Origin of the sequence: Limnohabitans sp. 2KL-1 (genome assembly GCF_003063435.1) — a bacterium.
Classification (GTDB): Bacteria; Pseudomonadota; Gammaproteobacteria; order Burkholderiales; family Burkholderiaceae_C; genus Limnohabitans_A.
In genome coordinates this window covers 1-22,225 of record NZ_NESL01000001.1, presented here as the reverse complement: position 1 = coordinate 22,225, position 22,225 = coordinate 1, and the positions used below count along the sequence as shown (strand labels likewise).

Sequence of the window (22,225 nt, the reverse complement as noted above, 5' to 3'; positions counted from 1 at the left end):
TTATGACGACCGTGTCTCCTTCCGCCCCGGCCAGCCCATTTGTTGCTGTGCCCCGCACAGATGCCGCATTCGCCGTGCAGCCTGCGCAGTTGCCTAAAGTGGGTGGTGCCCTGAAAACCCGGGCCGCGCTGCCCGGTGCGGTGGCGGCACCTGCGCCGCTGGCCGAGCCATCGGCCAAGGCCAGTTTCAAGTCCCGGCTCAGACGCTGGTTCACCGGTGAAGACGAGTTGGTCAGTCAGGCCCCGGAGTCGGCCGATGTCCAACTCGCCCAGAGCCCGGCCACTGCAGGTCAAGGCCCAGTGCAAACCCGCGAAAGCCAAACAGCACCTGAGTTGAGGGGGCAAGCTTCCGGAGGCGGCTCTGCTGCAGTCGGTCCGACATCCGAGCCCAGCGCTGCGGGATCACGGATGCCCGACTTCATGAACGACATGGTGGGCGGCATGCCTTTGGGTGCGGCCTTGAGTTCGGGCGGGATGATGTTGTACGGTCTGGCAGGAGGCGGCAACGTCAGCGGAACGGGCAGCGCCAGCAGCGACACCCGTGCACCTGTTTTGCAAACAGCGGCCACCAGTGCAGATGGCAAAACCATTGTCTTGACTTATGACGAGCTGCTTGGCGCTTCCGCCACCATGCCAGCTGCTGGTGCGTTTTCTGTCACGTCTGATGGCGTGGCTGTTGCCGTCAGCAACGTGGTCCGTGGCACGGACGGCAAAAGCGTGGTGTTGAACCTGGCCAGCCCCATCACGGGCCTCAAGACTGCGCAGGTCAGCTACACCGCAGCGGCCGCACCCGCAGCCGGCACGCTGGATTTGACCTTGGCCATACGCGACGCCGCAGGCAACCACGCGGCGAGCTTCAGTGCCCAGAGCGTGACCGTCAATGACACCACGGCACCCACTGTGTTGTCGGGTCAGGCTTACACCACGGCCGATGCCACGGTGCTTGTGCTCAATGCCTCTGAGACTTTGCGCGACAGCGGCTTGCCGCCCGCCACGGCGTTTACCGTGACCCACGATGGCGTCCTCAACCCGGTCACGGCGGTCAGCGTGGTGGGCACGCAGGTGCGGTTGACGTTGCAAAACAAACTCACCAACGCCAGCAGCAACGCCAACTTGTTCACCGTGGCCTACACCGCGCCGGTGCCTGATGTGAGTCAGACGAATGTCGCCTTGCAGGACGCGGTTGGCAACGATATGGCGGCCATCGTGACGCCACTGGTCATCAGCAACCATGTGTTTGACAACACCGCCCCCACCTTGAGTTCGGCCACCATCAATGCCCTGGGCAACGAGATCAGCTTGACTTGGTCCGAAGCCATGGATGCCGTGAGCACTTCCCTGGCATCGGCCTACACCGTGCAGACGGCAGAAGGTGGCCGCATTCGGAGCCTGGCGGTTTCCGCTGTGCGTGTGTCGGGCAGCAGTGTGGTGTTGGTGCTGGCCGAGCCGGTCACGTCTTCCACTGCCGGTATTCAGGTCGGCTATGCAGCACCCGCCACAGGCACGGCGGTGTTGCAGGATGTTGCGGGCAATGACGCCGGCAGTTTTGCCACACGGGGAGTGAGCAACGCGGTGGACACCGCCCTCCCCACGGTGGCCGCTGGCAGTTTCAAGGACAGCAAAACCCTGGTGCTGACGTACTCTGAAGACCTCACGACAGCAGCCACCGCGCCGGCCACTGCTTTTTCAGTGACTTCAGCAGGCAAAGCCAATGCGGTCACGGCGCTGAAGGTGGTTGGCAAAACCATCGAACTGAGTCTGACCAACGCGGTGGTCTCGGGCGAAGACGCCAGCTGGAGTTATGCCGCACCAGCGGCCGACCGCAACGCGACCAACGCCGCCGTGCAGGATCTGGCGGGCAACGACATGGCCAGTGTCACGGCTCAAAAGGTGGACACCACCCGTGCCACACTGCTCAGTGCGAACACCGGTGCGGCGGGCAACGTGCTGGTGATGAATTTCAATGAGGCCTTGCTCAGCACCCACATGCCCGCCGCCACCACGTTCCAGGTGTTGGGCAGCCAGTCGGGGCTGCACACGGTCAGTGGCGTCAGCGTGAGTGGCAGTGCAGTCAACCTGAGTTTGAGCACGCCTTTGCTCAAAGGCGAAACCGTGAGCATGAGCTACACGGCCGATGCCGACAACATTGCCAGCAGCAATGCGGCTTTGCAAGACCTTGCCGGCAACGATGTGCTCACTCTGGGCACGCCACAACCCCTGGCGGTGGCCAACAAAGTAACGGCCGCGTTGCTGACCAAATCGCTGGCCATGAACGCCACCGGTCAGCTCAACCAATTGGTGCTCCATTTCGACAGCAGCCTGACCGGCAGCCCTGCGGCGGCGGCATTTTCCGTGACGTCCAATGGCACGGCCAACAGCGTGAGTGCCGTGCGTGTCAGTGGCAACGATGTCACGCTGGACCTGCTCACGCCTTTGACCAGCAGCACCAGCGCTGTGCCCGTGACCGTCAGCTACACCGCTCCTGCCGGCAACGCCTTGCAGGACAGTTCGGGATTGGCTGTGGGCAGTTTCAGCGCAACGCCTGTGGCCACGGTCCGCTGGGGCACGGCCAGCGTCGATACCTTGAACGGCACGGCAGCATCGGATTATTTTGTGTTGTCAGCAGGCGCGGATGTGCTGACCGGTGCTGGCGGCGTCGACGTTTACGCGTGGCCCCAAACCACCGCAACAGGCACTCCGGTGCCGCAAACCACGATCAAGGACTTCGGCCTCAAGAGCGGCACCGGCGGCCTGCAAGGTGCCAGTGAGGCCGACGTCCTGGAGTTGGGACATTTGTTAGTGGGCTATACGAGCGCCAACCGTGGCCAGTTTTTACAGCTGAACAAAGACGACGCGGGCAAGCTGGTGCTCCATATTGACCACGATGGCGGCAGCACTTTTGCGCCCACTGAATCGGTGCTGTTTGACAACATCACCGTCAATAGCAGCAACACCCTGGTGGTCAACAATGCGGCCACCACCTACAGCATGGGCAACTTGCTGGACCAACTCTTGGCCGATGCGCAACTGCATGTGTCCTGACCGGATCTGAATGTGAAGGGCTCAAGCTGGCGGCTTGCGCGCAGCGCCTGCCGTTCGTCGCAAAATAGGGGGTCGCTGTCCCCTTATCCTCTATCCCATGCACACAGACCCGCTGCTTGAAAAACCGGAGTTCCAAGAAGAACACCTCTGGACCAAGCTCAAGAATTTTGCCCTGAGCGCGGGCAAAGACGTGGTGGAAAAAGCCCTTTGCCTGTACTACGCCGCCCAGCGGCCCGACACCCCGCTGTGGGCCAAAACCGTGATCTACGGGGCGCTGACCTATTTCATCTCGCCCATCGACGCCGTGCCCGACATCACCCCGGTGCTGGGCTATTCCGACGATCTGGGCGTGCTGGTCTCGGCGGTGCTGACGGTGGCCATGTACGTGACCGACGACGTGAAGCAGCAGGCCCGGGCGAAATTGCAGACCTGGTTTGGCTAAAGGGGCCGACACGTAAGGCGCTGAACCCATGCACCTGTTTGACATCCCCAAGATCGACTCGCACTGCCATGTGCTGGACCCGCTGCGCTTTGCGTATGCGCCGGATGTGGCCTATCGCCCAGCCGGGCAAGAGATGGGCGACGCCCGGTATTTTTCCGAGGTGATGGCCTGCCATGGGGTGCAACACGCCCTGTTGGTGGGGCCCAATTCAGGCTATGGCACCGACAACCGCTGCCTGCTTGATGCGATCGAACTGGGGCAAGGTCGCTTCAAGGGCATCGCGGTGGTGCCCAACGATTGTTCGCTGGACACGTTGGCCGACCTGAAGGCGCGGGGTGTGATCGGTATCGCCTTCAACCCTTCGCTGCACGGCTTTGCCCATTACGCGGACATCGAGCCGCTGTTGTGGCGTCTCAAAGAGCTGGACCTGTGGGCGCAGTTCCAGGTTGAAAAAGACCTGCTGCTCGACTTTTTGCCCATGCTCGAACGCGTGAACGGCAAGATGATGTTCGACCACTGCGGCCGGCCCCTGCAAGACGCTGGTGTGCAGCAAGCGGGTTTTCAGACCCTGTTGGCACTGGGCCGCGAAGGCCGTGCGGTGGTCAAGGTTTCGGGCTATGCCAAGTTCTCACAGGCCGGGTTCCCGTTCTCCGATGTGCGGCCTTACACCGATGCGCTGGTGCAGCACTTTGGCGTGCACCAATGCGTCTGGGCCTCGGACTGGCCGTACATCAAAGCCCCTTACCGGTTGGACTACGGCCCCATGCTCAAAGTCTTTGAAGAGCAGTTTTCGGCAGAGGACCGTCAGGTCATGCTGTGGGACGCGCCCAAAAAACACTTCGGATTTTGAGGGGTCTTGCAGCGCTCAGTCCGGCTGGTGCAGCCGCTGACTCTGCCGCTGACGGGCCAGGCCTTGTGGCTCACCGGGAAACCAGAGCCACTGCGTGTCGGTGCCGCGATGCCGCAAGATCCATTGCCATATGCTGGCCGATACGATGACGCAGCCCACGCCCAGCAAAGCCAGCAGGCTCAGCAGCCCCCACCCGGCCAGCGTGTAGATCACAAGCGTCATCGCGTCTGCGAAAGGCCACAACAGTTTGACCATGAAGCTGATGGCTGCCATGACAAATACTGCAACGGTCAGCAGTTTGAAGGTCAGAACAAGGCGGGGTGACATGGAAGCTCCTTGGGATGAGGGGTGAATGTTAGTTGTTCGTGAATGATTTGGTGGTCTTTTTCGTGGGCAAAAGCTTTGCGTTGCCGAAAAATGAAGCAAGGCTATGGTGAGGGTGTCGCGACTTTTGTTCAGTACTTTGAATAAAAGTTGCGACTAAATTACAAAGTGCTTTAAAAAAGTCGCAAGGTGGCGACATTCAGATCGCGGCGGCGCATGAATTTCTGAACGGTTTGGCGGCTTGAGGCCGTGACCTCAGAAAGCCACATCACACCAAAAAAAATCCATTCAATGTATTTCTTTATGGCTGCCAATTTTTAGAAATAGTCCTTTCAATACAAGCACTTGAATGCGATGTATCATTGAAATATTTATTCAGATATCCATTCAATGACCACGACCGAAACCCTGACCGCTGCCTTGCGACGCCACAACGGCCACGCCAGCAGCCCCGAGCTGCAAGTGCAGCTGGGCGTGAGCCAGCCCACGATGTCACGCCTGCTGGCCCCACTGTTGGCAACGGGCCAAGTGGTCAAGGTCGGGGCGGCCCGGGCGCAGCGCTACCTGTTGCCGCGTGATGTGCCGGGTGTGGGGCGACACGTGCTCATTCATCAGGTGCAGCCCGGGGGCGAGCTGCAAGCCTTTGGCACGCTTTATCCGCTGGTCGGTGGCGGCTTTTGGATGGAAGAAACCGACAAGGCCCATGGTCAAAGCGCCTTTCACCCCAGCCTGCCCTGGTTCTTGATGGACACCCGGCCCCAGGGCTTTTTGGGCCGCGCCTTTGCACAGACGCATGCCGAGCTGGCCTTGCCGCCCCATCTGGCGCACTGGAGCGACGACCACATCCTGCAGGCGCTGGTGCGCGCAGGCGAAGACCTGCCCGGCAACCTGCTGGTGGGTGGTGCTTCGCTGGACCGCTACTTGGCCCTGCCTGCCAGCCGCAGCGCCGCCCCGGAGGTGACCGATCCGGCGCAAGACTACCCCCGTCTGGCCCTGCAAGCCTTGGGCAGCGCGGCCCCAGGCTCCAGTGCGGGCGGCGAGCAACCCAAGTTTGGCGCGGTGACGGACGGTGTACCCGTGCTGGTCAAGTTCTCACCCGCAGGCGACGCCCCGGCCGACCAGCGCTGGCGCGACTTGTTGGTGTGCGAGGCATTGGCCTTGCAAACGCTGCAAACCGCAGGCATTGCCGCCGCGCAGACCGACATCGTGCAGGCCGCAGGCCGGGTGTTTTTGCAAAGCCGCCGCTTTGACCGCACGGCGCAGGGCCGCGTGGGTATGGTGTCTTTGGAGATGTACGACGCCCACTACATCGGCATCGGCTCGCAATGGGCCGCCACCGCCATGCAGACCAGCCGCGCCGGTGCCGAAAGCCTGAGCGCCGCCGACATCCAGACCCTGTGCCTGCTCGACGCCTTTGGTGCACTGATCGCCAACACCGACCGCCACCACGGCAATGTGTCGCTGCTGCTGCTGCACCAGCACCGCTGGCAACTGGCCCCGGCCTACGACATGTTGCCGATGTACTACGCCCCTGTGGCGGGTGAGGTCGTTGAACGCAACTGGGCCAGCCAGCTGCCGCGTCCCAATGCCCACACCCTCAGCGTCTGGCCGCAAGCGAAGGCGCTGGCCTTTCAGTTCTGGCAAAGCGCGGCATCGGATGTGCGGATCAGCGAGGAGTTCCGTGCGGTGGCCAAGGTCAACGAAGGCTTGGTGAATGGGCTTTAAAGGGCACGCATTCGACCCCTCTGAGGACGGTTTGCTGCCAGAGCCTTGCGGTCAGATGCTGTTGTATTTAAAATGTCTGTAATCGTAGACATTAAAATCAATAAGTCTGTGATTGTAGACATTCAAGCATGAAGCGAAACGAAACACCACTGTTGACCCCTGCCCGCTTGCAGGAAGCCCGTGACTTGGGCGAAAAGCTCGCGCGCCTGCGCACAGCCCGCCAGTGGCGCCAGGCCGATGCCGCCGCGCGTGCTGGTATCGCTCGCTCTACTGCCATCCTCATTGAGAAAGGCGACTCAGGCCGCACGCTCGCGCAAATCCTGCGCTACCTGGAGGCCATCGCGCCGGGATTGCCCCTGTTGAGCCTGCTGCAAGAAACCGACCCCTCGCTCGCAGCCCTCGCCGCCCGCGAGCGCACACAGCGGGTGCGCGCCCTGAGCCAGGCCGAACTGGACAAGCTGGACTTCTGATGGCCAATACCCAAGTCGAACTGGCGGTGTTCGCTTGGCTGCCTGGCCAGGCCGAAGGGCGATTTGTACCTGCTGGGTTGCTGACCCTCACGGAGATCGTGGGTGCCAACTTGCAAAACCGCGAACTCGCATCGCGTTTCGCTTATGGCCTGGGCTACCTCAAGCGCCCCGCCGCCATCGAGGTGGACCCGGTCAGTCTGGGCCTGGCCGACCGGGATACCGTGCGCGGCCAAGCGCTGTTTCCGGTTAATGGGCTGGATGAGTTTGGTGGCATTCGCGACGCAGCCCCCGACGCCTGGGGGCGCCGTGTGATCGAAGCCCGTCGCAAAGTGCCAGCCAACTCACTGTCCGAGGCCGACTACCTGCTGGCCGCCGGGGGCGACCGCGTGGGCGCGCTCGACGTTCGCTTGTCCCCTGGCAGTCCCGACTCACCTTCGGCCAGCGACCTGCATTCGCTGCCTTATGTGATGCAGGCGGCCGAAGCCGTGGAGCTAGGGCTTCCCGTTCCCGCCCAACTGGAGCCATTTTTAGGCGCTGGGCCGTCTGCCGGTGGCGCACGCCCCAAAGCGTCCGTGCGCGACGAGCAGGGCGGCCTGTGGCTGGCCAAGTTTCCAGCCCGGGGCGATGCTTTTGACGTTGCCCGGGCTGAAAGCTGCACGCTGGAATTGGCTCGCCGCTGCGGGCTCACCGTGCCTGAGGTGCGCTACATCCAGATCGGCCAGCGCCCGGTCATGCTGATCCGCCGCTTTGACCGCTACTGGGCCGCGCCGGGCGAGCTGCCTGCGGTCAGCACCGCCCTGCACGACACCCGACCCGCCCCCGCACTGACCGAGGGGCGATTGCCCTATGTGAGCGGTCTCACCTTAGTCGCCTGCTCCGAGTTCGAGTCGCGCAACAAGGGCTACCACGACCTGGCGCATGCGATTCGCCAATACGTTCACCCCTCGCGCATCCAGGTCGACAGCGAAGAGCTGTTTGCCCGCTTGGTGTTCAACATCTTTGTCAGCAATGACGACGACCACCTGCGCAACCACGCCTTTGTGCGCGACCCGCGCCTAGGTGGCTGGCAACTGAGCCCGCTTTATGACGTGGTGCCCCGCCCCGGCGTGGCCTACGAGCGCATGCTCCACCTAAATGTGGGCGAACAAGGCAAGCTCGCCACGCTGGACAACGCGCTCAGCCGCTTTGCGGCGTTCACGCCGTCGCGCGCAAGGGCGTTGGAAATCATCCGACGCGTGTGGAGTGAGGTGCGGGAGTGGAAAACCACATTTGAAGCACATGGGGCCAGCGGCTTTCTGGTGGACCAGTTGGTGGGCGCGTTCCGGGCGCTGGAGGACATCGCCAGCCCGAAGCTGGTGGGCGAGATACGAGGCCGGGGGAAGCCTTAGCCGCAAGGCGAGGACGATGACCAGTTTGTGCTGACCGGGCGCAAAACAGGCATGGTGTGCCGTCGTGGATTGGCGAGGATCGACAGATCCCCTTGAAGGCTGTGGCACAGCTCTTGGCGGAGGCTTACGAACGACGGGGTTGAAGGGCTGCGGTTTGAAGTGGAGAGTGCCTGACGCTCCATATTTCGCCAAATCAAAAAAAACGGCGTGCCTACTTCCGCAGACACGCCGTGCCTTTTTGCAGAACAAAAAAATCAGTTCTTGTGCAACTCGGCGTTCAACTCGCCCCAGCTCTTGTTGCGCGGGATCGCGTGCAACGCGCCCGACTGTGAATCGCGGCGGAACAGGATGCCCTTCAATTCACCCCAATGTGATCGATGACCACTGGTGGACGGTCCGGGAATTTGGCGACCAACTCCAACTTGCCGCCCATGCTCTCCACATATTGACGCATCGTCGAAAGCAGCATGTCGCTGCGTTTTTCCAGCCGGGAAATCGTGTCTTGGCGCACGCCCAGGGTTGCCGCCATTTGCGCTTGGGTTTGTTGTGCAGCTTGCCGGAGGTCTTTGAGGGTGGCCAACTCCATGGCGCGTGCTTCGACGCGCTCCTGCCGTGCTTTGGGCAGTGCTTTCATCACATCATCGAGTTTTTTTGCCATTTTGGTGCTCCTTGTGGGCTGGATTCAGTGTGCGCAAATGCGCGTCGTAGCGGTCGTCGGCTGTGGCGAGCAAGCGCTTGTAAAACCTGCGCTGATCTGCACCGCCTTTGTCACCCCCGACCAGCAAAATCGCTTGCCGTTCGGGATCGAAAGCAAAGGCCAGTCGCCATACCTGTTGGTTCCACGAAAACCGCAACTCTTTCATGTTGGCGTACCGCGAGCCTTTCAGCGTATCAACCGAGGGACGCCCCAGATGAGGTCCAAACTTGGCGAGCAATTGGGCATGAGCCAACAGTTCGTCTTGCAGGTCGTCCGCCAAGGCTTCGAACTCGAGGTCAAAAGCATCATGAAAAAGAACGGTCCAAGTCATCGCCGAATTATGGTTTTAAATCCATATTTGGTCAAGCTCAAACAAAAACGGCGTGCCCACTTCCGCAGACACGCCGTTTCTTATTGCAGGAACGAAAAAAATCAGTTCTTGTGCAGCTCAGCGTTCAACTCGCCCCAGCTCTTGTTGCGCGGGATCGCGTGCAACGCGCCCGACTGTGAATCGCGGCGGAACAAGATGCCGTTTTTGCCGGACAGTTCCTTGGCCTTCATGAGCGAACCGTCGGGCATTTGCACGCGGCTGCCGCCGGTGATGTAGCAACCGGCTTCGACCACGCAGTCGTCGCCCAGAGAGATGCCGATGCCGGCATTCGCGCCCAGCAAGCAGCGCTTGCCGACCTTGATGACTTCCTTGCCGCCGCCGGACAGCGTGCCCATGATGGACGCGCCGCCGCCGATGTCGCTGGCGTCATCGACCACCACGCCCGCACTGATGCGGCCTTCGACCATGCTCGCGCCCAGCGTGCCCGCGTTGAAGTTGCAAAAGCCTTCGTGCATGACGGTGGTGCCGCTGGCCAGGTGAGCGCCCAAGCGCACGCGGTCGGCGTTGGCAATGCGCACGCCCGATGGAATCACGTAGTCCGTCATTTGCGGGAACTTGTCCACACCTTTGACCTCGAGCATGCGACCCGCAGCACGGGCCTTCAGGCGGGCGGCGGGCACTTCGCTCACGGCGCAAGGGCCAAAATTGGTCCAAGCCACGTTGGCCAGCAGGCCAAAGATGCCGGTCATGTTGGCACCGTGCGGCAACACCAGACGGTGGCTCAACAGGTGCAGGCGCAGGTAAGCGTCGTGCGTGTCGGCGGGCGCGTCGGCCAGCGACTTGATCTCGGTGCGCACAGCCACCACGAAAGTGCCGCGCACGGCGCAGGCGGTCATTGCATGGGCCACGTCAGCGCCCAGGGCCGCCACGGCTTCGGCTTCGGTCAAACGGGTGCTGCCGCTGGCGGCCACATCGCCCGCCAGTTCGGGGGCGGGGAACCAGGTGTCCAGCACGGTGCCGTCAGCGGCCAGGGTGGCGAGGCCCGTGGCGCGTGCGCCGGTGGTTTGGAAAGTGCTCATGGTGTTGCTCCGAAAAAATGGCCCGCAGTGCGTGCGGGCCGGTGGAAATTTGGATGGGTGATTATCGGGGATGGCGGCTTAAGGTCTCGAATGGCTGGCCACATATTGGCGCAGCACGCTGTCCATGAGCGATTGCCAACCGTCGCCCGTGGACTTGAAATATGCCAGCACCTCGGGGCTGTAGCGCACGGACACCAGCTGCTTTTTGTTCTCGGACTTGGGCCGACCGCGCAAGCTCTTGAGTGGGACCATGGCTTTCAATTGCGTGGGCGTGAGCGGCTGCGCATCGGGATCAAGGCGCGCTGCGGCGGTGATGGCCTTGTCCTCTTGCACGCTCGGCATGCGCACGGTTGGGCGCTTAGAAATTGTCGACATAGTGCTTTACCTCGCGTCGATTGGCACGGCGAAGGCTGATGATTCTTCGCGCGGGTGCCCGGTCTACAAATGCCACGAAGTACAGGGTTTCGGTTTGGGGTGCGAGCGCGATCATTCGCAACTCGTTGTACTCAAACCGATCATCAACCCATACCAGCGCGGATTCCCAGTCGAGTTCAACGGCTACGCCCATTGACAGACCATGTTTGATCTGGTTGGAAGCGTCTTTGGCCGGGTCGAACTCGATATTCATTGTATTTGTGTAGCTACTGAAAATCAATCTGTCAGCGTAAAAACCCCAAACTGAACACCTGCGGGCGCAGCTTGGTGGTCAGCGCTTCGTAGGCCGACTCAAAAGGGTGTGAAGTTAATTGGCGCTGTGTCGCATCACCCCTTTGTGGGCTTGTGCAATGTTTTGGCCGCGTCTTCCAAAGCGCGCATATTGAACTCTGCCCCTTCGGATTCCAACAGTGCTCGCCGTTGGGCGGCGAACTGCTCATATTGCGCTTGGGCATGCGCTGTGGCTTGTTGATTGGACACCTTGCCCCCGCCTTCGAGCACCTGGCGTTCGTTGAAAGTCAAAAAGGCATCCAGCTTTTCGGCCCAGTCTTTCAAAAACACTTCTTTACGGCGCAGGGCTTGGTCTTCTGCGTAATCCAGCCACATCGTCACGATGCGGTTGAGTGATTGGATTTCAGGCTCATGGCCATGGCAAATATCTCGCGCACCCGCAGGTACATGCGCCGTTCGCTGGCGCGAATGTCTCGAATGCGCTCCAGCAACACGTTGAAACGGTCGGGAGCCGCCGAATCGCCTACCGGCGGGTTCTTCAGGCGCTCGTCATCCAGCAAAAAGCCGTTGACCAGATAGTCCCGCAAGCGTTCGGTGGCCCAACGGCGAAACTGCGTGCCCCGTGCCGAGCGCACCCGGTAGCCCACCGCCAGGATGGCGTCTAGGTTGTAGTGGGAAACCCGGTAGCTCTTGCCATCGGCAGCAGTTGTCAACCATTGGTTGACAACTGAATCCTGGGCCAACTCACCCTCGGAAAAGATGGCTTTCAGATGTTTGGCAATGTTTTGCTTGGTGGTCTGGAACAAATCTGCCATAGCGGCTTGTGAAAGCCAAAGGCTGGCTTCCACAAAGCGGCATTCCACACGAGCCCGGCCATCTTCGGTCTCGTAGAGCAAAAATTCGCCAGGGATCGCTGGATCGTTTTTTGGGGTATTCACGATGTGCCTTTATCGCAAAAAGCCCAGGCTGAACACTTGGGGGCGCAGCTTGGTGGTCAGCGCTTCGTAGGCCGACTCAAAAGGCGTGAAGTTGATGGGCGCGGTGTCGCCGCTTTTGTTGCGCTCGGCCAGGGCGTTGCGGATCTGGTACCAGCCCACATCCGGGCGATTGAGTTTGTATTGGTCACGCACCGTGCGCACGTCGGTGTGGGCAAAGTAGGCTTTCCACAAACTGCGTCCTGCATCCAGCACCGCCGTGGCTTCGGCGGACAGGGTTTTGTCCGCCAGGTACTGCACCATGAAGTCGGATTCGAAGCGGTCAGGCGCATCGACCTCGGCTTCGGTGTAGGGGATGAAGTGGTTCACGATGGACCACTTTTTGCCGTTCCATTCGAGGTCGTCGGCGCTGGCGGTTCGGTTGCTGCGGTTGAACAACATCCACATCAGGCAATCTGTTTTGAATTCGTCCGTCAGTGGTTCGGTCGGTTGCAGAAATTGATCGCGGTCGTTGAGCCAAGTGGGGCGAACCGCGCGGCGCATGGCAAAGACGACGGCCGCTTGCCATAAGTTTTTGTCGGTGATGAAGAAACCGCGTGCACTGCCGTACCCAGATGAAAAAACAACTGTCTGCTGTTCTGCGTGCTGAAGGTCATTGCCTCCAGACAGCATGTACCCAATTGCACCATCTGCCCATTTGGTGCCTCGCAAATCTTTTGTTGCTGTGGCGGGTGTGACCGCATTTTTCAACGGAACAACATCAACAGAATTTGTTTTTGGTCGAACAAACCATTCGCTTAGATATTGATTGGTAGGCAAGTTGAAAAACGTCTTTGAACCTATTTCGCGTGCGTCCTTATCAAGAACTTCGACTTGAATTTCGGTGATCTGAGATTTTTGGTGCTGATCAGTTTTCCAGACTAGAAAGCCGATTGGGAATTTTCCGCTCAACCCATCAAATGCGTGGTTATGAACCACAAAACCGCCCAGATATTTCGCGTTCCAATTGGCTCGAAAAGTGGCAAGGGTTGGGGCGTTGATGTATTTCAAAGTACTGAACATCGCCAAAGTCGCATTTGGAATTTCTTGAGCTACCCGCGCTACGAACTGCGTGAAAAGCTCATTGCTGGCCTTGCCATAAGCAGCCATTGCATTAGCGGCCAACTTTGTTTTGGAGACTCCCGATTTGTTTTCACCGGCAAGCAATCCTGTTGAGATGTTTTCAAGATTTGTCGCCTCCGCATAAGGCGGATTGATCAGCACCAAAATCTTCTTCCCCTCGGCAATCGCTTTGCGCAATGCGGGTGGCACCTTGTTGCTCAGGCTGTAATCGATCTTCCCATCGTCGGTGATGTCGTCGTTCAAATAGTCGTATTGAAAGCGGGTGGCCGACACACAGGTTTTGGTGGCTTTCATCACGTCGATGTCGGCCTGGTCCAGCGTGCTCATGTAGATGTTGCGCGGGTTGCTGTGCTTCACCTCCAGGTTGCCCACGCCGCAGCACATGTCCCAGACGATGTAGTCTTTTTGCCAGTTGGGGCCCAGCGTTTCGGTCAGCTTGTCATAGGCTTTGTCCACCACATGCAGGGGCGTGTAATACGCGCCCTTGAAGCTGCGCTCGTCGTACGGGATCAGGCTGTCGCGCCGCTCCAGCAGGTAGTCGCGGTATTCCGACTTGGGCGGGCGGTGGTAGATGGCCCAAAACTGGCGGTAGCCTTCTTTGTTGCCCAGCTCAAACATTTTGCCGCCCAGCGTGAACACGGGTGCGCCGTTTTTGTGCATCAGCTCAGCGGGCAAATTGGCGTGGGTGGACACGGTGCCGTCGTGCATGATGTCCGCAAAAAACAGCAGCGCGTAGTCGTCTTCTGTCACGCCGCCAATCTCGCGCCCGATCATGGCCACCCATTTGTCAAACACCTGTTTCAGGTTGTCCGGTGTGATTTGCGTGCGGATGATGTCGCCGCTTTTGATGGCCGCTTTGACGGTGCTGATGAACTCGTCTTCGTGCGTCGACAGCTTGAACGACACAAAGTAGGTACCGATGTGGGCCGAGATGTCGTCCAGCGCCTCTGGGGTGTATTGGCTGGCCGACTTGCCCCATTGGATGGTTTTCTTGGCCAGAAAAGGCAGCACGTCCGCGCTTTTCATGATGGCGGCTTTTTCGGTGTCGATCACGGCCAAAAAGGGCGGCACTTGCTCGCCTTTGTTGAGTGCCACCTGCACGTAATGCAGCAGCTGCGTGAACATGGCGTAGCTGGAGTTGCGGCCCGTGTCTTTGGCTTCAAACCAGATTTCTTGCGTCTGAATGTCGATCAGGCCTTTGGTGAAACCCTTGAGGCCCAGGGCCTTGATGTACGCGTCTTTGACGTCTTCTTCGCTTTTGGCGGTTTGCAGCTGGCTGTAGAGGCTCACGGGGGATGTGCTTTTGGATGAATAACTCAACATTGTGCGTCAGCCTTTTTCAAAAGAATTCTTTTGAATTCATATTTTTTACCGCTCACCCAGCAAGGGTGAGCGGCCAATTTTGTTCGTCTCGGCTGCCAGCTTCGGCGGCGCAGAAAACCCCTCAAAAGCCTCCCGTTTGGGGGTCATTTGTTGATGCAATGATCAAAAAATGCAAGCTTGGCATGCCTGTGTCAAGCCAAGCGCAGCGCCTCTAAATTGGTTGAATGTCTCAGCTCATCAGTTTCAAAGGGCTGCGGCCCAGGACTTTTCGGGGTGCTTTCGGGTCGGCTACTCTGGCAAGTGACTCATCCTCTAACAAGTGGTCCAGGCTCGGCAGGTTCCAAGCTTTTTGCAGACGAAGGCTGTTCATGCCCTCGTTCCAGGCTCGCAGCATGCGCACACCCACCTCGGTGAAGTGCTTGTGGTCATGCATGGCGCGCAGTACATCTGGTGATACCGCCACGATGGCCTCGCACACGCGTTCAACTTTGGCATGGACCTCAGCCAACCCGATGCCACAGTAGTGCTGCAAGAACAGGGGCAGCGCCTTACCTGGGTTCCAGGTCTGGCGGCCTTGGATGGACATGCCTGGCGGATTGTTGCAATAGTCGTCGTAGACGGTGATGCTGAGCATGTCGTAGACGGGGGCCAGTCGTACATCCTGCCGGCTCGAATAGAGCAAGGCGATGTTTTTGGTGTGGCAGTCTGCGTTGCGCAGCGCATAAGTCAGCAGCAAGAGGTTGCCCAAGTCCGAGAGTGCGGCGGCCTGGCACCCAACAGGGGTCACGTCCTTGATGCGCTTGACGACGCGCTCCCAAGTGGCGTCATATTTCTGTTCCGGTCGCAGAGAAAGCAGGCTGCAAAGATCTTCCATGCCTAGGCGGGTTTGGCCGTCTTCTTCGTAGTCAAAGCGGTGTACGACCAAGGCCTGTGAGTCGTCGGAGACCTCGGTCTTTGCGGCGTTGCCAAAGGCGTGCTGCGCCACTTGCATGCAGAAATGTTCGTTCAGCGCTACTCCAGGCAGGGAAGCGGGCGTTCCCTTGACAATGAATTTTTCGGTGGCCAGTGTGGTCTTGCCGGGCAGTTGGTTGGCATCTTGGCCCGCAGCAGCCGGCGCAAGGAACTTGGGCACCACGCCGCTGACCCCGCTTACGGCAAACTCCCGCACGAGGCTCATGAAGGCCTGCTCCGAGTTGTCACCGCGCAAGATGTTGCGCACCTCGAAGGCCAGTGGTGGCGACTTGGGGTCCGCTCCCTCAGGGGCGACTTTCACGCGGCCGATGGCATTGCGTCCAACCACGCTCAACAAGTTCAGGGGCGAAGCGCCGATATGGGGTCCCAGGCGCTCCTGAAGCACCGAGAGCAGGAAGCCCTCGGGCAGGTTCATCCGAAAGAGCGGGTGCAGCTCCGGATAGTCGTAAGACTGGGTGCGCACGGGCATGAGCAAGGAGGTGAATTGCTCGGGCTTGGCCGTAGGGTAGTAGGAGAGCACATGCCCAAAGCCATCGGGCGAGTCCAGCGTGGCCACTGCTGTGTCATGGACAAAGACGGTCAGTTTCATGGATCACCCCCTGGCTCGTTGGGTCAGTGGGGGTTGGGCTTCTAATTCAACCTGCGTTCGGCGCTCGGCCAGCGCGTCGTCCAGGGTAAAGCTGGCCCCGGACCCACGCAGAGGGGTCACGCTCAGGCCAGCCCCCAGTACCTCCAGCAGGCGCAGGAGTTTTCGGGAGCCAAATTCGCTGAGTTGGCCAGTCTCTAGCCGGGCCAGCGTGGACTGCGCCATGCCACAGAGCTTGCCAAGCTCGCGCTGGGAGAGGCCTTGATCGCGTCGCAGACGCGCAAGCGCCAAACCCAGCTCGGGCAAGTTCGTCAGGTGCATGGACATAGGCGCTTCTCCAAGGCAGTTCAGTAGGCAACAAACAGTGCTTTATTTGTCATCAAACCAAGTGGCGAATCGAAGGTTTTAACGCCCTCAGCCCCGTCATTTTGAGGGCAAATATATCATCGATTCGAAGATCGTTGTTGTGACCGGCAGCTTTGAATCCATCCATAATTTTTTTGTTTGCAGCAGTTAAGTGATGCTGGCAATGAAATTTTTGAAGCCATTATCAAAAATGATGCCAAATACAGCATCGGTATTTGAATCGACGACATCATCCATTTGATGATAAATAGGGCATCAGATCACATCGCTGATCTTCACCACCACCCGCCCACGGACTTGCCCCGCCAAAATCTCCGCGCCCAAGCCAATGGCATCAGCCAGTCCCACTTCACGGGTCATGCGCTCCAGCTGGGCGGTGTCCAGGTCTTGCGCCAGTCGCGCCCAGGCTGCTTCACGCACGGCACGCGGGGCCATCACGCTGTCGATGCCCGCCAGCGTCACGCCGCGCAAGATGAAAGGGGCCACGCTCGACGGAAAGTCCATGCCCTGGGCCAGGCCGCAAGCGGTGACCACGCCGCCGTATTTCGTGCTGGCGCAGGCGTTGGCCAGCGTGTGGCTGCCCACGGTGTCGACCACGCCCGCCCAGCGTTCTTTGGCCAGCGGTTTGCCGGGGGCAGACAGTTCGGCCCGGTCCATCACGTCGGCCGCGCCCAGTTGGCGCAGGTAGTCGGCCTCTTGCAGGCGGCCGGTGCTGGCCACCACGCGGTAACCCAGCTTGGCCAGCAGCGCAATCGCCACGCTGCCCACGCCGCCGCCCGCACCCGTGACCAAAATGTCGCCGCTGGCGGGTGTGACGCCGTGCTTTTGCAGCGCCATCACGCACAGCATGGCGGTGTAGCCTGCCGTGCCAATGGCCATGGCCTGGCGCGGGGTGAAGGCGGCGGGCAACTTCACCAGCCAGTCGCCTTTGAGGCGCGCCTTTTGCGCCAGACCGCCGCTGTGGCTTTCGCCCACGCCCCAGCCGTTGAGCACCACTTGGTCGCCCGCTTTGAAGAGCGGGTGCTGGCTCTCGGTCACGGTGCCCGCCAGGTCAATGCCGGGCGTGAGCGGAAATTTGCGCACCACGGGCGATTTGCCGGTGATGGCCAAGCCGTCTTTGTAATTGACGGTGGAATAGTCCACCTGCACCGTCACATCGCCCTCGGGCAAGGCGCTGTCGTCGAGCGTTTGCAGCGTGCAGCGGTAACCGGCGTCGTCTTTTTCAATTTGCAGGGCTTGGTAGGTCATGGCGCTTCCTTTAGAGGGGGGTTGTGGGTCGGTGACTTCAGCCCCGACGGCCAGGTTTCAACAAAGGGCAGAGTCGGCGCTGATGCACCGAGCTACGGGGGAAATCATTTTCGGTTGACCAGCACAATGCCCACAGCCACCAGACCCAACGATGCCAGCAGCGTGGGTGTGGCCGTTTCGCCGAGCAGCCAAGTGCCAAACAGCAGCGCGAACAGCGGGGTCAAAAACACGAACACCGAAATTTTCGTGGCGGGGTAGTGGCCCAGCATCCACATCCAGGCCAGGTAGCTCGCGAAGGCACCGATCGCGGTTTGTGCCAGCATCGAACCCCAGGCCAGCGGGCTCCAATTGAATGACCAGGTTTCGCCCAAGGCCAGGGATATCCAGGGCACCACCACCGCCGTGGTGGCGATTTGGTAGAGCAACAGCTTTTCCGGAGCGATGCGGGTGAGTTGGTTGGCTCGGATGCTGACCGTGGTCAGGCCCCACAAGGCGCCCGCAGTCAGGCCCAACCAGTCGCCCATGTTGCCTGCGCCCACGCTGGTCGCTACGCCATCGCGCATGGCAAAGACCACCGCCACGAAAGCGCAGGCCATGCCCAGCCATTGCATGGGGCGCAGGCGTTCGGAGGGGACGACCCAGGGCACCAGCGCAGCCACCCAAAATGGGGCGGTGTACAGAAACACCGTCAGGCGCGATGCCGTGGTGTGCAGCAGGCCCAAATAAATGCAGACGAATTCTGCGGCAAACAGGCCGCCAGCCAACAGTCCGGGCCACAGGCTGCCGTCGCGTTGCCACAATTGGATGCCGCGCATGCGGCACCAGACCAGCAGCAGCACGCAGGCACCGATGCAACGCAAACTGGTCTGGAACAGGGGCGCGACCTCGGACAGGATCAACTTGACCAGCACCTGCTGCAGGCCCCAAAACATGCAGCATGCCAGTAACATGCCCACCGCCAAACTGTCCAGATTTTCTTTGCGCCCATTCATGTCGCGCATTGTGCCTTGCCCGGGGTGAGCGAACTGTCACAGACGGCCACCTCATGCGCAGGTGCAGGTAACATGCCTGCCTCCTGTGCCTTGTGTTGCACGGGCGCAGTACATGAAAAACCCCGATCCCTTGATTTCCCTGGCGAACTTCCATTCACGGTCTGCCCTGACCCGCCGGGACTGGCAACGCATGGCACTGGCGCTGGCCGTTTCTCCTTGGCTATCGCCTACTGCCCGCGCGCAGCCCGTCGGCGGTGTCAAGGGGGCTGTCACGGGACCGCGTTGGCAAAACGATCCTTTCTGTTTGGGCGTGGCCAGCGGCCAGCCGCAACCGGGCAGTGTGGTGTTGTGGACACGCTTGCGCATCACCGAAGCCGATGCGGCGCTGAAGGCGCAAGCGGTGCCCGTGGTGTGCGAGGTGTTTGTCGATGCCGCATTGCGTCACCCGCTGCGTCAGTGGCGCGTGCAGACCGATGCCAGCCGGGGGCACAGTGTGCATGTGCTGGCCGACGGCTTGCAGCCGGGGCGACATTATTGGTACCGTTTTGTGTGTGGCAATGCCGTCAGCCCGTTGGGCCATACGCGCACCAGTCCGGCATTGCACGAGGCGGTGGACCGTTTGCGCATCGGTTTGGCGTCTTGTCAGCATTACGAACAAGGCCACTTTGTGGCGCACCGTGACATGGCCGGTCAAGCGTTGGACCTGGTGCTGTTTGTCGGTGACTACATTTACGAGAGCACCAATGCGGCATACAAGATACGTGCCCATGACGGGGCCGAGCCCTTGTCTCTCGATGAGTACCGTGAGCGTCACGCCCATTACAAGACCGACCCCGATTTGCAGGCCTGTCATGCGGCGCACCCATGGGTCATGACCTGGGACGACCACGAGGTGGTCAACGACTACGCCAACGACCTGGACCGTCAATTCACCGATCCGCAGGTATTTCTGCGCCGCCGGGCAGCAGCGTACCAAGCTTATTTTGAACACATGCCGGTGCGCTTGGGCCCCGACCCTGCCAACCTCAGCCAGATGCGCATTCACGATCGCATGGCCTGGGGCAAGCTGGCCGACTTGTGGACGCTTGATTGCCGCCAGTACCGCCATCACCAAGCGTGCCCGGACCCGATGCGTGGTGGTGGGCGGGTGGTGATGGGCTGCGATGCCTTGGCCGATCCGTCGCGCAGCATGTTGGGCATGGCCCAAGAGCAATGGCTCACCAATGGCCTCACGCAAAGCCAACGGCGTTGGAAGTTGTTGGCCCAGTCGACTTTGATGGCCAGCGCCGGTTTGAACACGCCATTGGGACGCAGTGCTTTCACCGATGGCTGGGACGGTTACCCGCAAGCAAGGGCCAGGCTGATGCAGACCGTGGCCGACGCACGCTTGATGGATGTGGTGATGTTGGGCGGTGATGTGCACATGAATGTCGCCGCACAACTGCGCTTGCAAGCCAATGACGAGCGTTCCCCCATCCTGGCCAGCGAGGTGGTGACCACTTCCGTGAGTTCACGAGGCATGTCGCAAAAACTGCTGTCGCAGATCCAGAGCGCCAATCCCGACATCCGCCATGCCCGCGCCAACGAAAGGGGCTATACCTTGCTGGACATCCGGCCTGATCGGTTGACGGCACAGTTTCGCACCACACCCCACCCGGCCGCGCCGGATGCCCGGTTGGGGGTGCAAGGCACCTGGACGGTGGTTCAAGGCGTTGCCGGGGTGCAGCCTGTGTCGTGAGCGGGCGGCAGGCCGTGCTGCCCGCCATGTTCCCCGCGTGCGGCCCATGTGTTGGGGTGGCCGAAACCTGCCGGTAACCATTGACATTGGCAGGCTTGCTTGCTGAACCGGGTGTTTTCAAGGGTAACTATCGGGTCTTTTTTTGATCTCCAGGGCTAGAATCAAAATATGAACATCGAAATTGCCAAAGCGCCCAAAAAGTCTTTCAAGGTCCAGATGCTGGCGGCCAGGGAAACAGCGATCATCCAGTCGGTCAATCGCCTGCTGGCCGAAAAAGGGTTTGACGCCATGACCGTCGACGAGGTCGCGGCCGAAGTCGGCATTGCCAAGGCCAGCCTTTACAAACATTTCACCAGCAAGGAAGAGCTGGCCTGCGCCGCCATGGTCACAGCCATGCGGCGGGCGCAAGACGTGATTCAGAACATTCCGGCCGATGGGTCGGCCTTGGACAAGCTCAAGGCGGTCACGCGCTGGACGATGACGCTCAAGTTGCAAGGTCAGATGCCTTCGCTGCCCAGCCAGAATTCCAGTTTGCGAGCCACCTTGATGGCCAGCAAAGACTACATGGACGGCTTGATGGAAGTCAGCGACGCTTTGGGGGGCTGGATTGAAGAGGCCCAGGCCCAAGGTCAAATCAACCGAGCTTTGCCGGCCGTGGCCGTGCTCTATACCTTGTTCGCCCGCGCTTGCGACCCGGTACTGGAGTTCCTCAAAATGGGTGAACAACACACCGACGAGCAAATCCTCGACTTGGTGATGAGCACTTGCTTTGACGGTTTGAACGCCCGCTGAAGCCCCGTTCAGTTTGGCCGGCTTGCCATCGCCCACACGGTGGGCCATGGTTCAAGCCAAGGCGCAGGCAGCCAAGCCGTTGTGTCCAGCGCCTTCAGCGCACCAACAAAACGGGCGCTTTGCAGTGCGCCAACACTTGGGTGGCGACCGAACCCATGACCAGGTTGCCCAGTGTGCCGTGGCCGTGCGAGCCCATCACCACCAGATCGAACTTGCCGCTGTCGGCGGTTTTGGAAATGATCTCGCCTGCATGGCCCACCTTGGAGACGGTTTTGGCGTCAATGTCGTGGCGCAGCAGGAACTTGGTGACCGGGCCGAGCACTTTTTCAGCTTCTTCACGCTGAAAGGTTTCCACCACTTCCTTGCCAACCGCTGCGCGTGCGCGCGGTGGCAACTGCGGCTGTACGGTCAACAGGGTGTAGCTGTTGTTCGTGCTGAAGAGCTCCTCGTGCGTGGTGATGTAGGCCAGCATTTTTTTGGTGTATTCGCTGCCGTCAACGGCCAATAAGATTTTCATGAAGGTCTCCTGTTGCGGATCAAAGAAGGTTTGACTTTACAGATGTCACAAAAGCAGGTGTTGACTTGGGTCAATTGTGAGCATGGATGGCTTGCCAGATCTGCTGGGCCAAGCTTGAAGAAGATTTGCTGCTGACTCATCCGTACTTCAAAAGTAGCCTTTTCATACAAAAAGGAAAGGTGGTCATCCACACTTTGTACCCAAAATTCGGGTAAATACTGAGCTTGCATCGCAACAAAGTACAAGTGTTTACTTGATTTGTATAAATGCCGCAAAACAACACAGCCAGAATTCACCTCAACGGTTTCAGAACCGTTGCGCTTCATCTTCACCCTATTCATCAGGAGACAACAGTGAAATTCCGCCTCGCATCCACCCTCTGTGCCGCGCTGTTCAGCGCTGGCATGGCCCACGCCGCCACCGAACTCGTGATCGCCACCGTCAACAACGGCCACATGATCGAGATGCAAAAACTCGGCAAAAACTTTGAACAGGCTAACTGTCATGAATCCAGAGCGACGCCCCGAATGATGAAAGAAACTTGAGGGTGGAGGAGCCAAGGGTAGATGCCGAGAAACTTTTTTGGGGACCACAACCCCGATAGCTAACTTGGCACGCCAT

General features: G+C 60.0%; 23 protein-coding genes and 1 pseudogene. 9 read left to right on the top strand and 15 right to left on the bottom strand.

Annotation, left to right across the window (positions count from 1 at the left end; all coding sequences use genetic code 11):
• Window positions 1-2: 2 nt before the first annotated feature.
• The 3 genes from B9Z47_RS00115 (at window position 3) to B9Z47_RS00105 (ending at window position 4,333) form a co-directional block, all read left to right on the top strand.
• A complete protein-coding gene (locus B9Z47_RS00115; RefSeq protein WP_108329251.1) occupies window positions 3-3,041 on the top strand; it encodes a SwmB domain-containing protein in 3,039 nt (1,012 codons plus the stop codon).
• Between the two features lie 97 nt (window positions 3,042-3,138).
• Window positions 3,139-3,483: a YkvA family protein gene (locus B9Z47_RS00110; protein ID WP_108329250.1), complete on the top strand. Its 345-nt coding sequence runs from the start codon at window positions 3,139-3,141 to the stop codon at window positions 3,481-3,483.
• Between the two features lie 28 nt (window positions 3,484-3,511).
• Window positions 3,512-4,333 carry an amidohydrolase gene (locus tag B9Z47_RS00105; RefSeq protein ID WP_108329249.1) on the top strand — a complete coding sequence of 274 codons (822 nt, stop codon included), beginning with the start codon at window positions 3,512-3,514 and terminating at the stop codon, window positions 4,331-4,333.
• A gap of 15 nt (window positions 4,334-4,348) precedes the next feature.
• Here the strand turns inward: B9Z47_RS00105 and B9Z47_RS00100 are convergent, their stop codons facing one another.
• Window positions 4,349-4,660: a hypothetical protein gene (locus B9Z47_RS00100; RefSeq protein ID WP_108329248.1), complete on the bottom strand. Its 312-nt coding sequence runs from the start codon at window positions 4,658-4,660 to the stop codon at window positions 4,349-4,351.
• A gap of 387 nt (window positions 4,661-5,047) precedes the next feature.
• Here B9Z47_RS00100 and yjjJ point away from each other — a divergent pair, with 387 nt between their 5' ends.
• The 3 genes from yjjJ to B9Z47_RS00085 all read left to right on the top strand — a co-directional run bounded on the left by yjjJ (window position 5,048) and on the right by B9Z47_RS00085 (window position 8,240).
• Window positions 5,048-6,382 carry a type II toxin-antitoxin system HipA family toxin YjjJ gene (yjjJ, locus tag B9Z47_RS00095; protein WP_108329247.1) on the top strand — a complete coding sequence of 445 codons (1,335 nt, stop codon included), beginning with the start codon at window positions 5,048-5,050 and terminating at the stop codon, window positions 6,380-6,382.
• A 128-nt stretch (window positions 6,383-6,510) separates the two neighbouring features.
• Window positions 6,511-6,852, top strand: coding sequence for a helix-turn-helix domain-containing protein (locus B9Z47_RS00090; protein WP_108329246.1), 342 nt, complete (start codon window positions 6,511-6,513; stop codon window positions 6,850-6,852).
• Window positions 6,852-8,240 carry a type II toxin-antitoxin system HipA family toxin gene (locus tag B9Z47_RS00085; protein WP_108329245.1) on the top strand — a complete coding sequence of 463 codons (1,389 nt, stop codon included), beginning with the start codon at window positions 6,852-6,854 and terminating at the stop codon, window positions 8,238-8,240. Before B9Z47_RS00090 ends, B9Z47_RS00085 begins: the two co-directional genes overlap by 1 nt.
• A 355-nt stretch (window positions 8,241-8,595) precedes the next feature.
• Here the strand turns inward: B9Z47_RS00085 and B9Z47_RS00075 are convergent, their stop codons facing one another.
• From B9Z47_RS00075 to B9Z47_RS00025, 12 genes are all read right to left on the bottom strand, one after another.
• Window positions 8,596-8,898, bottom strand: coding sequence for an XRE family transcriptional regulator (locus B9Z47_RS00075; protein ID WP_108329244.1), 303 nt, complete (start codon window positions 8,896-8,898; stop codon window positions 8,596-8,598).
• The gene (locus tag B9Z47_RS00070) at window positions 8,879-9,268 is read right to left on the bottom strand and encodes a type II toxin-antitoxin system RelE/ParE family toxin (protein ID WP_108329243.1); all 390 of its coding nucleotides are present in this window, start codon (window positions 9,266-9,268) and stop codon (window positions 8,879-8,881) included. Before B9Z47_RS00070 ends, B9Z47_RS00075 begins: the two co-directional genes overlap by 20 nt.
• A gap of 101 nt (window positions 9,269-9,369) precedes the next feature.
• Window positions 9,370-10,347: a 2,3,4,5-tetrahydropyridine-2,6-dicarboxylate N-succinyltransferase gene (gene dapD, locus B9Z47_RS00065; protein WP_108329242.1), complete on the bottom strand. Its 978-nt coding sequence runs from the start codon at window positions 10,345-10,347 to the stop codon at window positions 9,370-9,372.
• A gap of 78 nt (window positions 10,348-10,425) precedes the next feature.
• Window positions 10,426-10,722, bottom strand: coding sequence for a BrnA antitoxin family protein (locus B9Z47_RS00060; protein ID WP_108329241.1), 297 nt, complete (start codon window positions 10,720-10,722; stop codon window positions 10,426-10,428).
• Window positions 10,706-10,975: a BrnT family toxin gene (locus B9Z47_RS00055; RefSeq protein ID WP_108329240.1), complete on the bottom strand. Its 270-nt coding sequence runs from the start codon at window positions 10,973-10,975 to the stop codon at window positions 10,706-10,708. The genes B9Z47_RS00060 and B9Z47_RS00055 overlap by 17 nt, the downstream gene beginning before the upstream one ends.
• Before the next feature lie 134 nt (window positions 10,976-11,109).
• Window positions 11,110-11,388: a RhuM family protein gene (gene rhuM / locus B9Z47_RS18795; RefSeq protein WP_233253645.1), complete on the bottom strand. Its 279-nt coding sequence runs from the start codon at window positions 11,386-11,388 to the stop codon at window positions 11,110-11,112.
• A gap of 2 nt (window positions 11,389-11,390) precedes the next feature.
• The gene (locus tag B9Z47_RS18790) at window positions 11,391-11,951 is read right to left on the bottom strand and encodes a virulence RhuM family protein (RefSeq protein ID WP_233253592.1); all 561 of its coding nucleotides are present in this window, start codon (window positions 11,949-11,951) and stop codon (window positions 11,391-11,393) included.
• A 9-nt stretch (window positions 11,952-11,960) separates the two neighbouring features.
• Window positions 11,961-14,360 carry a hypothetical protein gene (locus tag B9Z47_RS00045; RefSeq protein WP_108329991.1) on the bottom strand — a complete coding sequence of 800 codons (2,400 nt, stop codon included), beginning with the start codon at window positions 14,358-14,360 and terminating at the stop codon, window positions 11,961-11,963.
• 262 nt (window positions 14,361-14,622) lie between these two features.
• On the bottom strand, window positions 14,623-15,954 hold the full coding sequence (locus B9Z47_RS00040; protein ID WP_108329239.1) for a type II toxin-antitoxin system HipA family toxin: 1,332 nt from the start codon (window positions 15,952-15,954) through the stop codon (window positions 14,623-14,625).
• 3 nt (window positions 15,955-15,957) lie between these two features.
• The gene (locus tag B9Z47_RS00035) at window positions 15,958-16,278 is read right to left on the bottom strand and encodes a helix-turn-helix domain-containing protein (protein ID WP_108329238.1); all 321 of its coding nucleotides are present in this window, start codon (window positions 16,276-16,278) and stop codon (window positions 15,958-15,960) included.
• Window positions 16,279-16,572: 294 nt separating this feature from the next.
• Window positions 16,573-17,565 carry an MDR family oxidoreductase gene (locus tag B9Z47_RS00030; RefSeq protein WP_108329237.1) on the bottom strand — a complete coding sequence of 331 codons (993 nt, stop codon included), beginning with the start codon at window positions 17,563-17,565 and terminating at the stop codon, window positions 16,573-16,575.
• A 104-nt stretch (window positions 17,566-17,669) separates the two neighbouring features.
• Entirely contained in the window at window positions 17,670-18,557 is an 888-nt protein-coding gene (locus tag B9Z47_RS00025) for a DMT family transporter (RefSeq protein WP_108329990.1), read from the bottom strand.
• Between the two features lie 112 nt (window positions 18,558-18,669).
• On the opposite strand from B9Z47_RS00025, the gene B9Z47_RS00020 reads away from it, so the two are divergent.
• Together B9Z47_RS00020 and B9Z47_RS00015 are read left to right on the top strand one after the other, a co-directional pair.
• Window positions 18,670-20,295, top strand: a complete 1,626-nt coding sequence (locus B9Z47_RS00020; RefSeq protein ID WP_108329236.1) for an alkaline phosphatase — start codon at window positions 18,670-18,672, stop codon at window positions 20,293-20,295.
• A gap of 168 nt (window positions 20,296-20,463) precedes the next feature.
• A complete protein-coding gene (locus tag B9Z47_RS00015; RefSeq protein WP_108329235.1) occupies window positions 20,464-21,087 on the top strand; it encodes a TetR/AcrR family transcriptional regulator in 624 nt (207 codons plus the stop codon).
• A gap of 94 nt (window positions 21,088-21,181) precedes the next feature.
• On the opposite strand, the gene B9Z47_RS00010 is transcribed toward B9Z47_RS00015, so the two are convergent.
• Window positions 21,182-21,604, bottom strand: a complete 423-nt coding sequence (locus B9Z47_RS00010; protein WP_108329234.1) for a universal stress protein — start codon at window positions 21,602-21,604, stop codon at window positions 21,182-21,184.
• Window positions 21,601-21,930 (bottom strand): hypothetical protein, encoded by a 330-nt coding sequence (locus B9Z47_RS18785; RefSeq protein ID WP_146185734.1) that lies wholly within the window; start codon window positions 21,928-21,930, stop codon window positions 21,601-21,603. The genes B9Z47_RS00010 and B9Z47_RS18785 overlap by 4 nt, the downstream gene beginning before the upstream one ends.
• Before the next feature lie 27 nt (window positions 21,931-21,957).
• Here B9Z47_RS18785 and B9Z47_RS18780 point away from each other — a divergent pair.
• Window positions 21,958-22,104 (top strand): annotated as a pseudogene (locus B9Z47_RS18780) (sugar ABC transporter substrate-binding protein); the annotation flags it as partial.
• Between the last annotated feature and the right edge of the window lie 121 nt (window positions 22,105-22,225).

Bases quoted from the DNA above. Each gene is read 5' to 3' on its own strand.
- B9Z47_RS00115 (WP_108329251.1), top strand. From the start codon at position 3: ATGACGACCGTGTCTCCTTCCGCCCCGGCCAGCCCATTTGTTGCTGTG.
- B9Z47_RS00110 (WP_108329250.1), top strand. From the start codon at position 3,139: ATGCACACAGACCCGCTGCTTGAAAAACCGGAGTTCCAAGAAGAACAC.
- B9Z47_RS00105 (WP_108329249.1), top strand. From the start codon at position 3,512: ATGCACCTGTTTGACATCCCCAAGATCGACTCGCACTGCCATGTGCTG.
- B9Z47_RS00100 (WP_108329248.1), bottom strand. From the start codon at position 4,660: ATGTCACCCCGCCTTGTTCTGACCTTCAAACTGCTGACCGTTGCAGTA.
- yjjJ (WP_108329247.1), top strand. From the start codon at position 5,048: ATGACCACGACCGAAACCCTGACCGCTGCCTTGCGACGCCACAACGGC.
- B9Z47_RS00090 (WP_108329246.1), top strand. From the start codon at position 6,511: ATGAAGCGAAACGAAACACCACTGTTGACCCCTGCCCGCTTGCAGGAA.
- B9Z47_RS00085 (WP_108329245.1), top strand. From the start codon at position 6,852: ATGGCCAATACCCAAGTCGAACTGGCGGTGTTCGCTTGGCTGCCTGGC.
- B9Z47_RS00075 (WP_108329244.1), bottom strand. From the start codon at position 8,898: ATGGCAAAAAAACTCGATGATGTGATGAAAGCACTGCCCAAAGCACGG.
- B9Z47_RS00070 (WP_108329243.1), bottom strand. From the start codon at position 9,268: ATGACTTGGACCGTTCTTTTTCATGATGCTTTTGACCTCGAGTTCGAA.
- dapD (WP_108329242.1), bottom strand. From the start codon at position 10,347: ATGAGCACTTTCCAAACCACCGGCGCACGCGCCACGGGCCTCGCCACC.
- B9Z47_RS00060 (WP_108329241.1), bottom strand. From the start codon at position 10,722: ATGTCGACAATTTCTAAGCGCCCAACCGTGCGCATGCCGAGCGTGCAA.
- B9Z47_RS00055 (WP_108329240.1), bottom strand. From the start codon at position 10,975: ATGAATATCGAGTTCGACCCGGCCAAAGACGCTTCCAACCAGATCAAA.
- rhuM (WP_233253645.1), bottom strand. From the start codon at position 11,388: ATGTGGCTGGATTACGCAGAAGACCAAGCCCTGCGCCGTAAAGAAGTG.
- B9Z47_RS00040 (WP_108329239.1), bottom strand. From the start codon at position 15,954: ATGAAACTGACCGTCTTTGTCCATGACACAGCAGTGGCCACGCTGGAC.
- B9Z47_RS00035 (WP_108329238.1), bottom strand. From the start codon at position 16,278: ATGTCCATGCACCTGACGAACTTGCCCGAGCTGGGTTTGGCGCTTGCG.
- B9Z47_RS00030 (WP_108329237.1), bottom strand. From the start codon at position 17,565: ATGACCTACCAAGCCCTGCAAATTGAAAAAGACGACGCCGGTTACCGC.
- B9Z47_RS00025 (WP_108329990.1), bottom strand. From the start codon at position 18,557: ATGAATGGGCGCAAAGAAAATCTGGACAGTTTGGCGGTGGGCATGTTA.
- B9Z47_RS00020 (WP_108329236.1), top strand. From the start codon at position 18,670: ATGAAAAACCCCGATCCCTTGATTTCCCTGGCGAACTTCCATTCACGG.
- B9Z47_RS00015 (WP_108329235.1), top strand. From the start codon at position 20,464: ATGAACATCGAAATTGCCAAAGCGCCCAAAAAGTCTTTCAAGGTCCAG.
- B9Z47_RS00010 (WP_108329234.1), bottom strand. From the start codon at position 21,604: ATGAAAATCTTATTGGCCGTTGACGGCAGCGAATACACCAAAAAAATG.
- B9Z47_RS18785 (WP_146185734.1), bottom strand. From the start codon at position 21,930: ATGAAGCGCAACGGTTCTGAAACCGTTGAGGTGAATTCTGGCTGTGTT.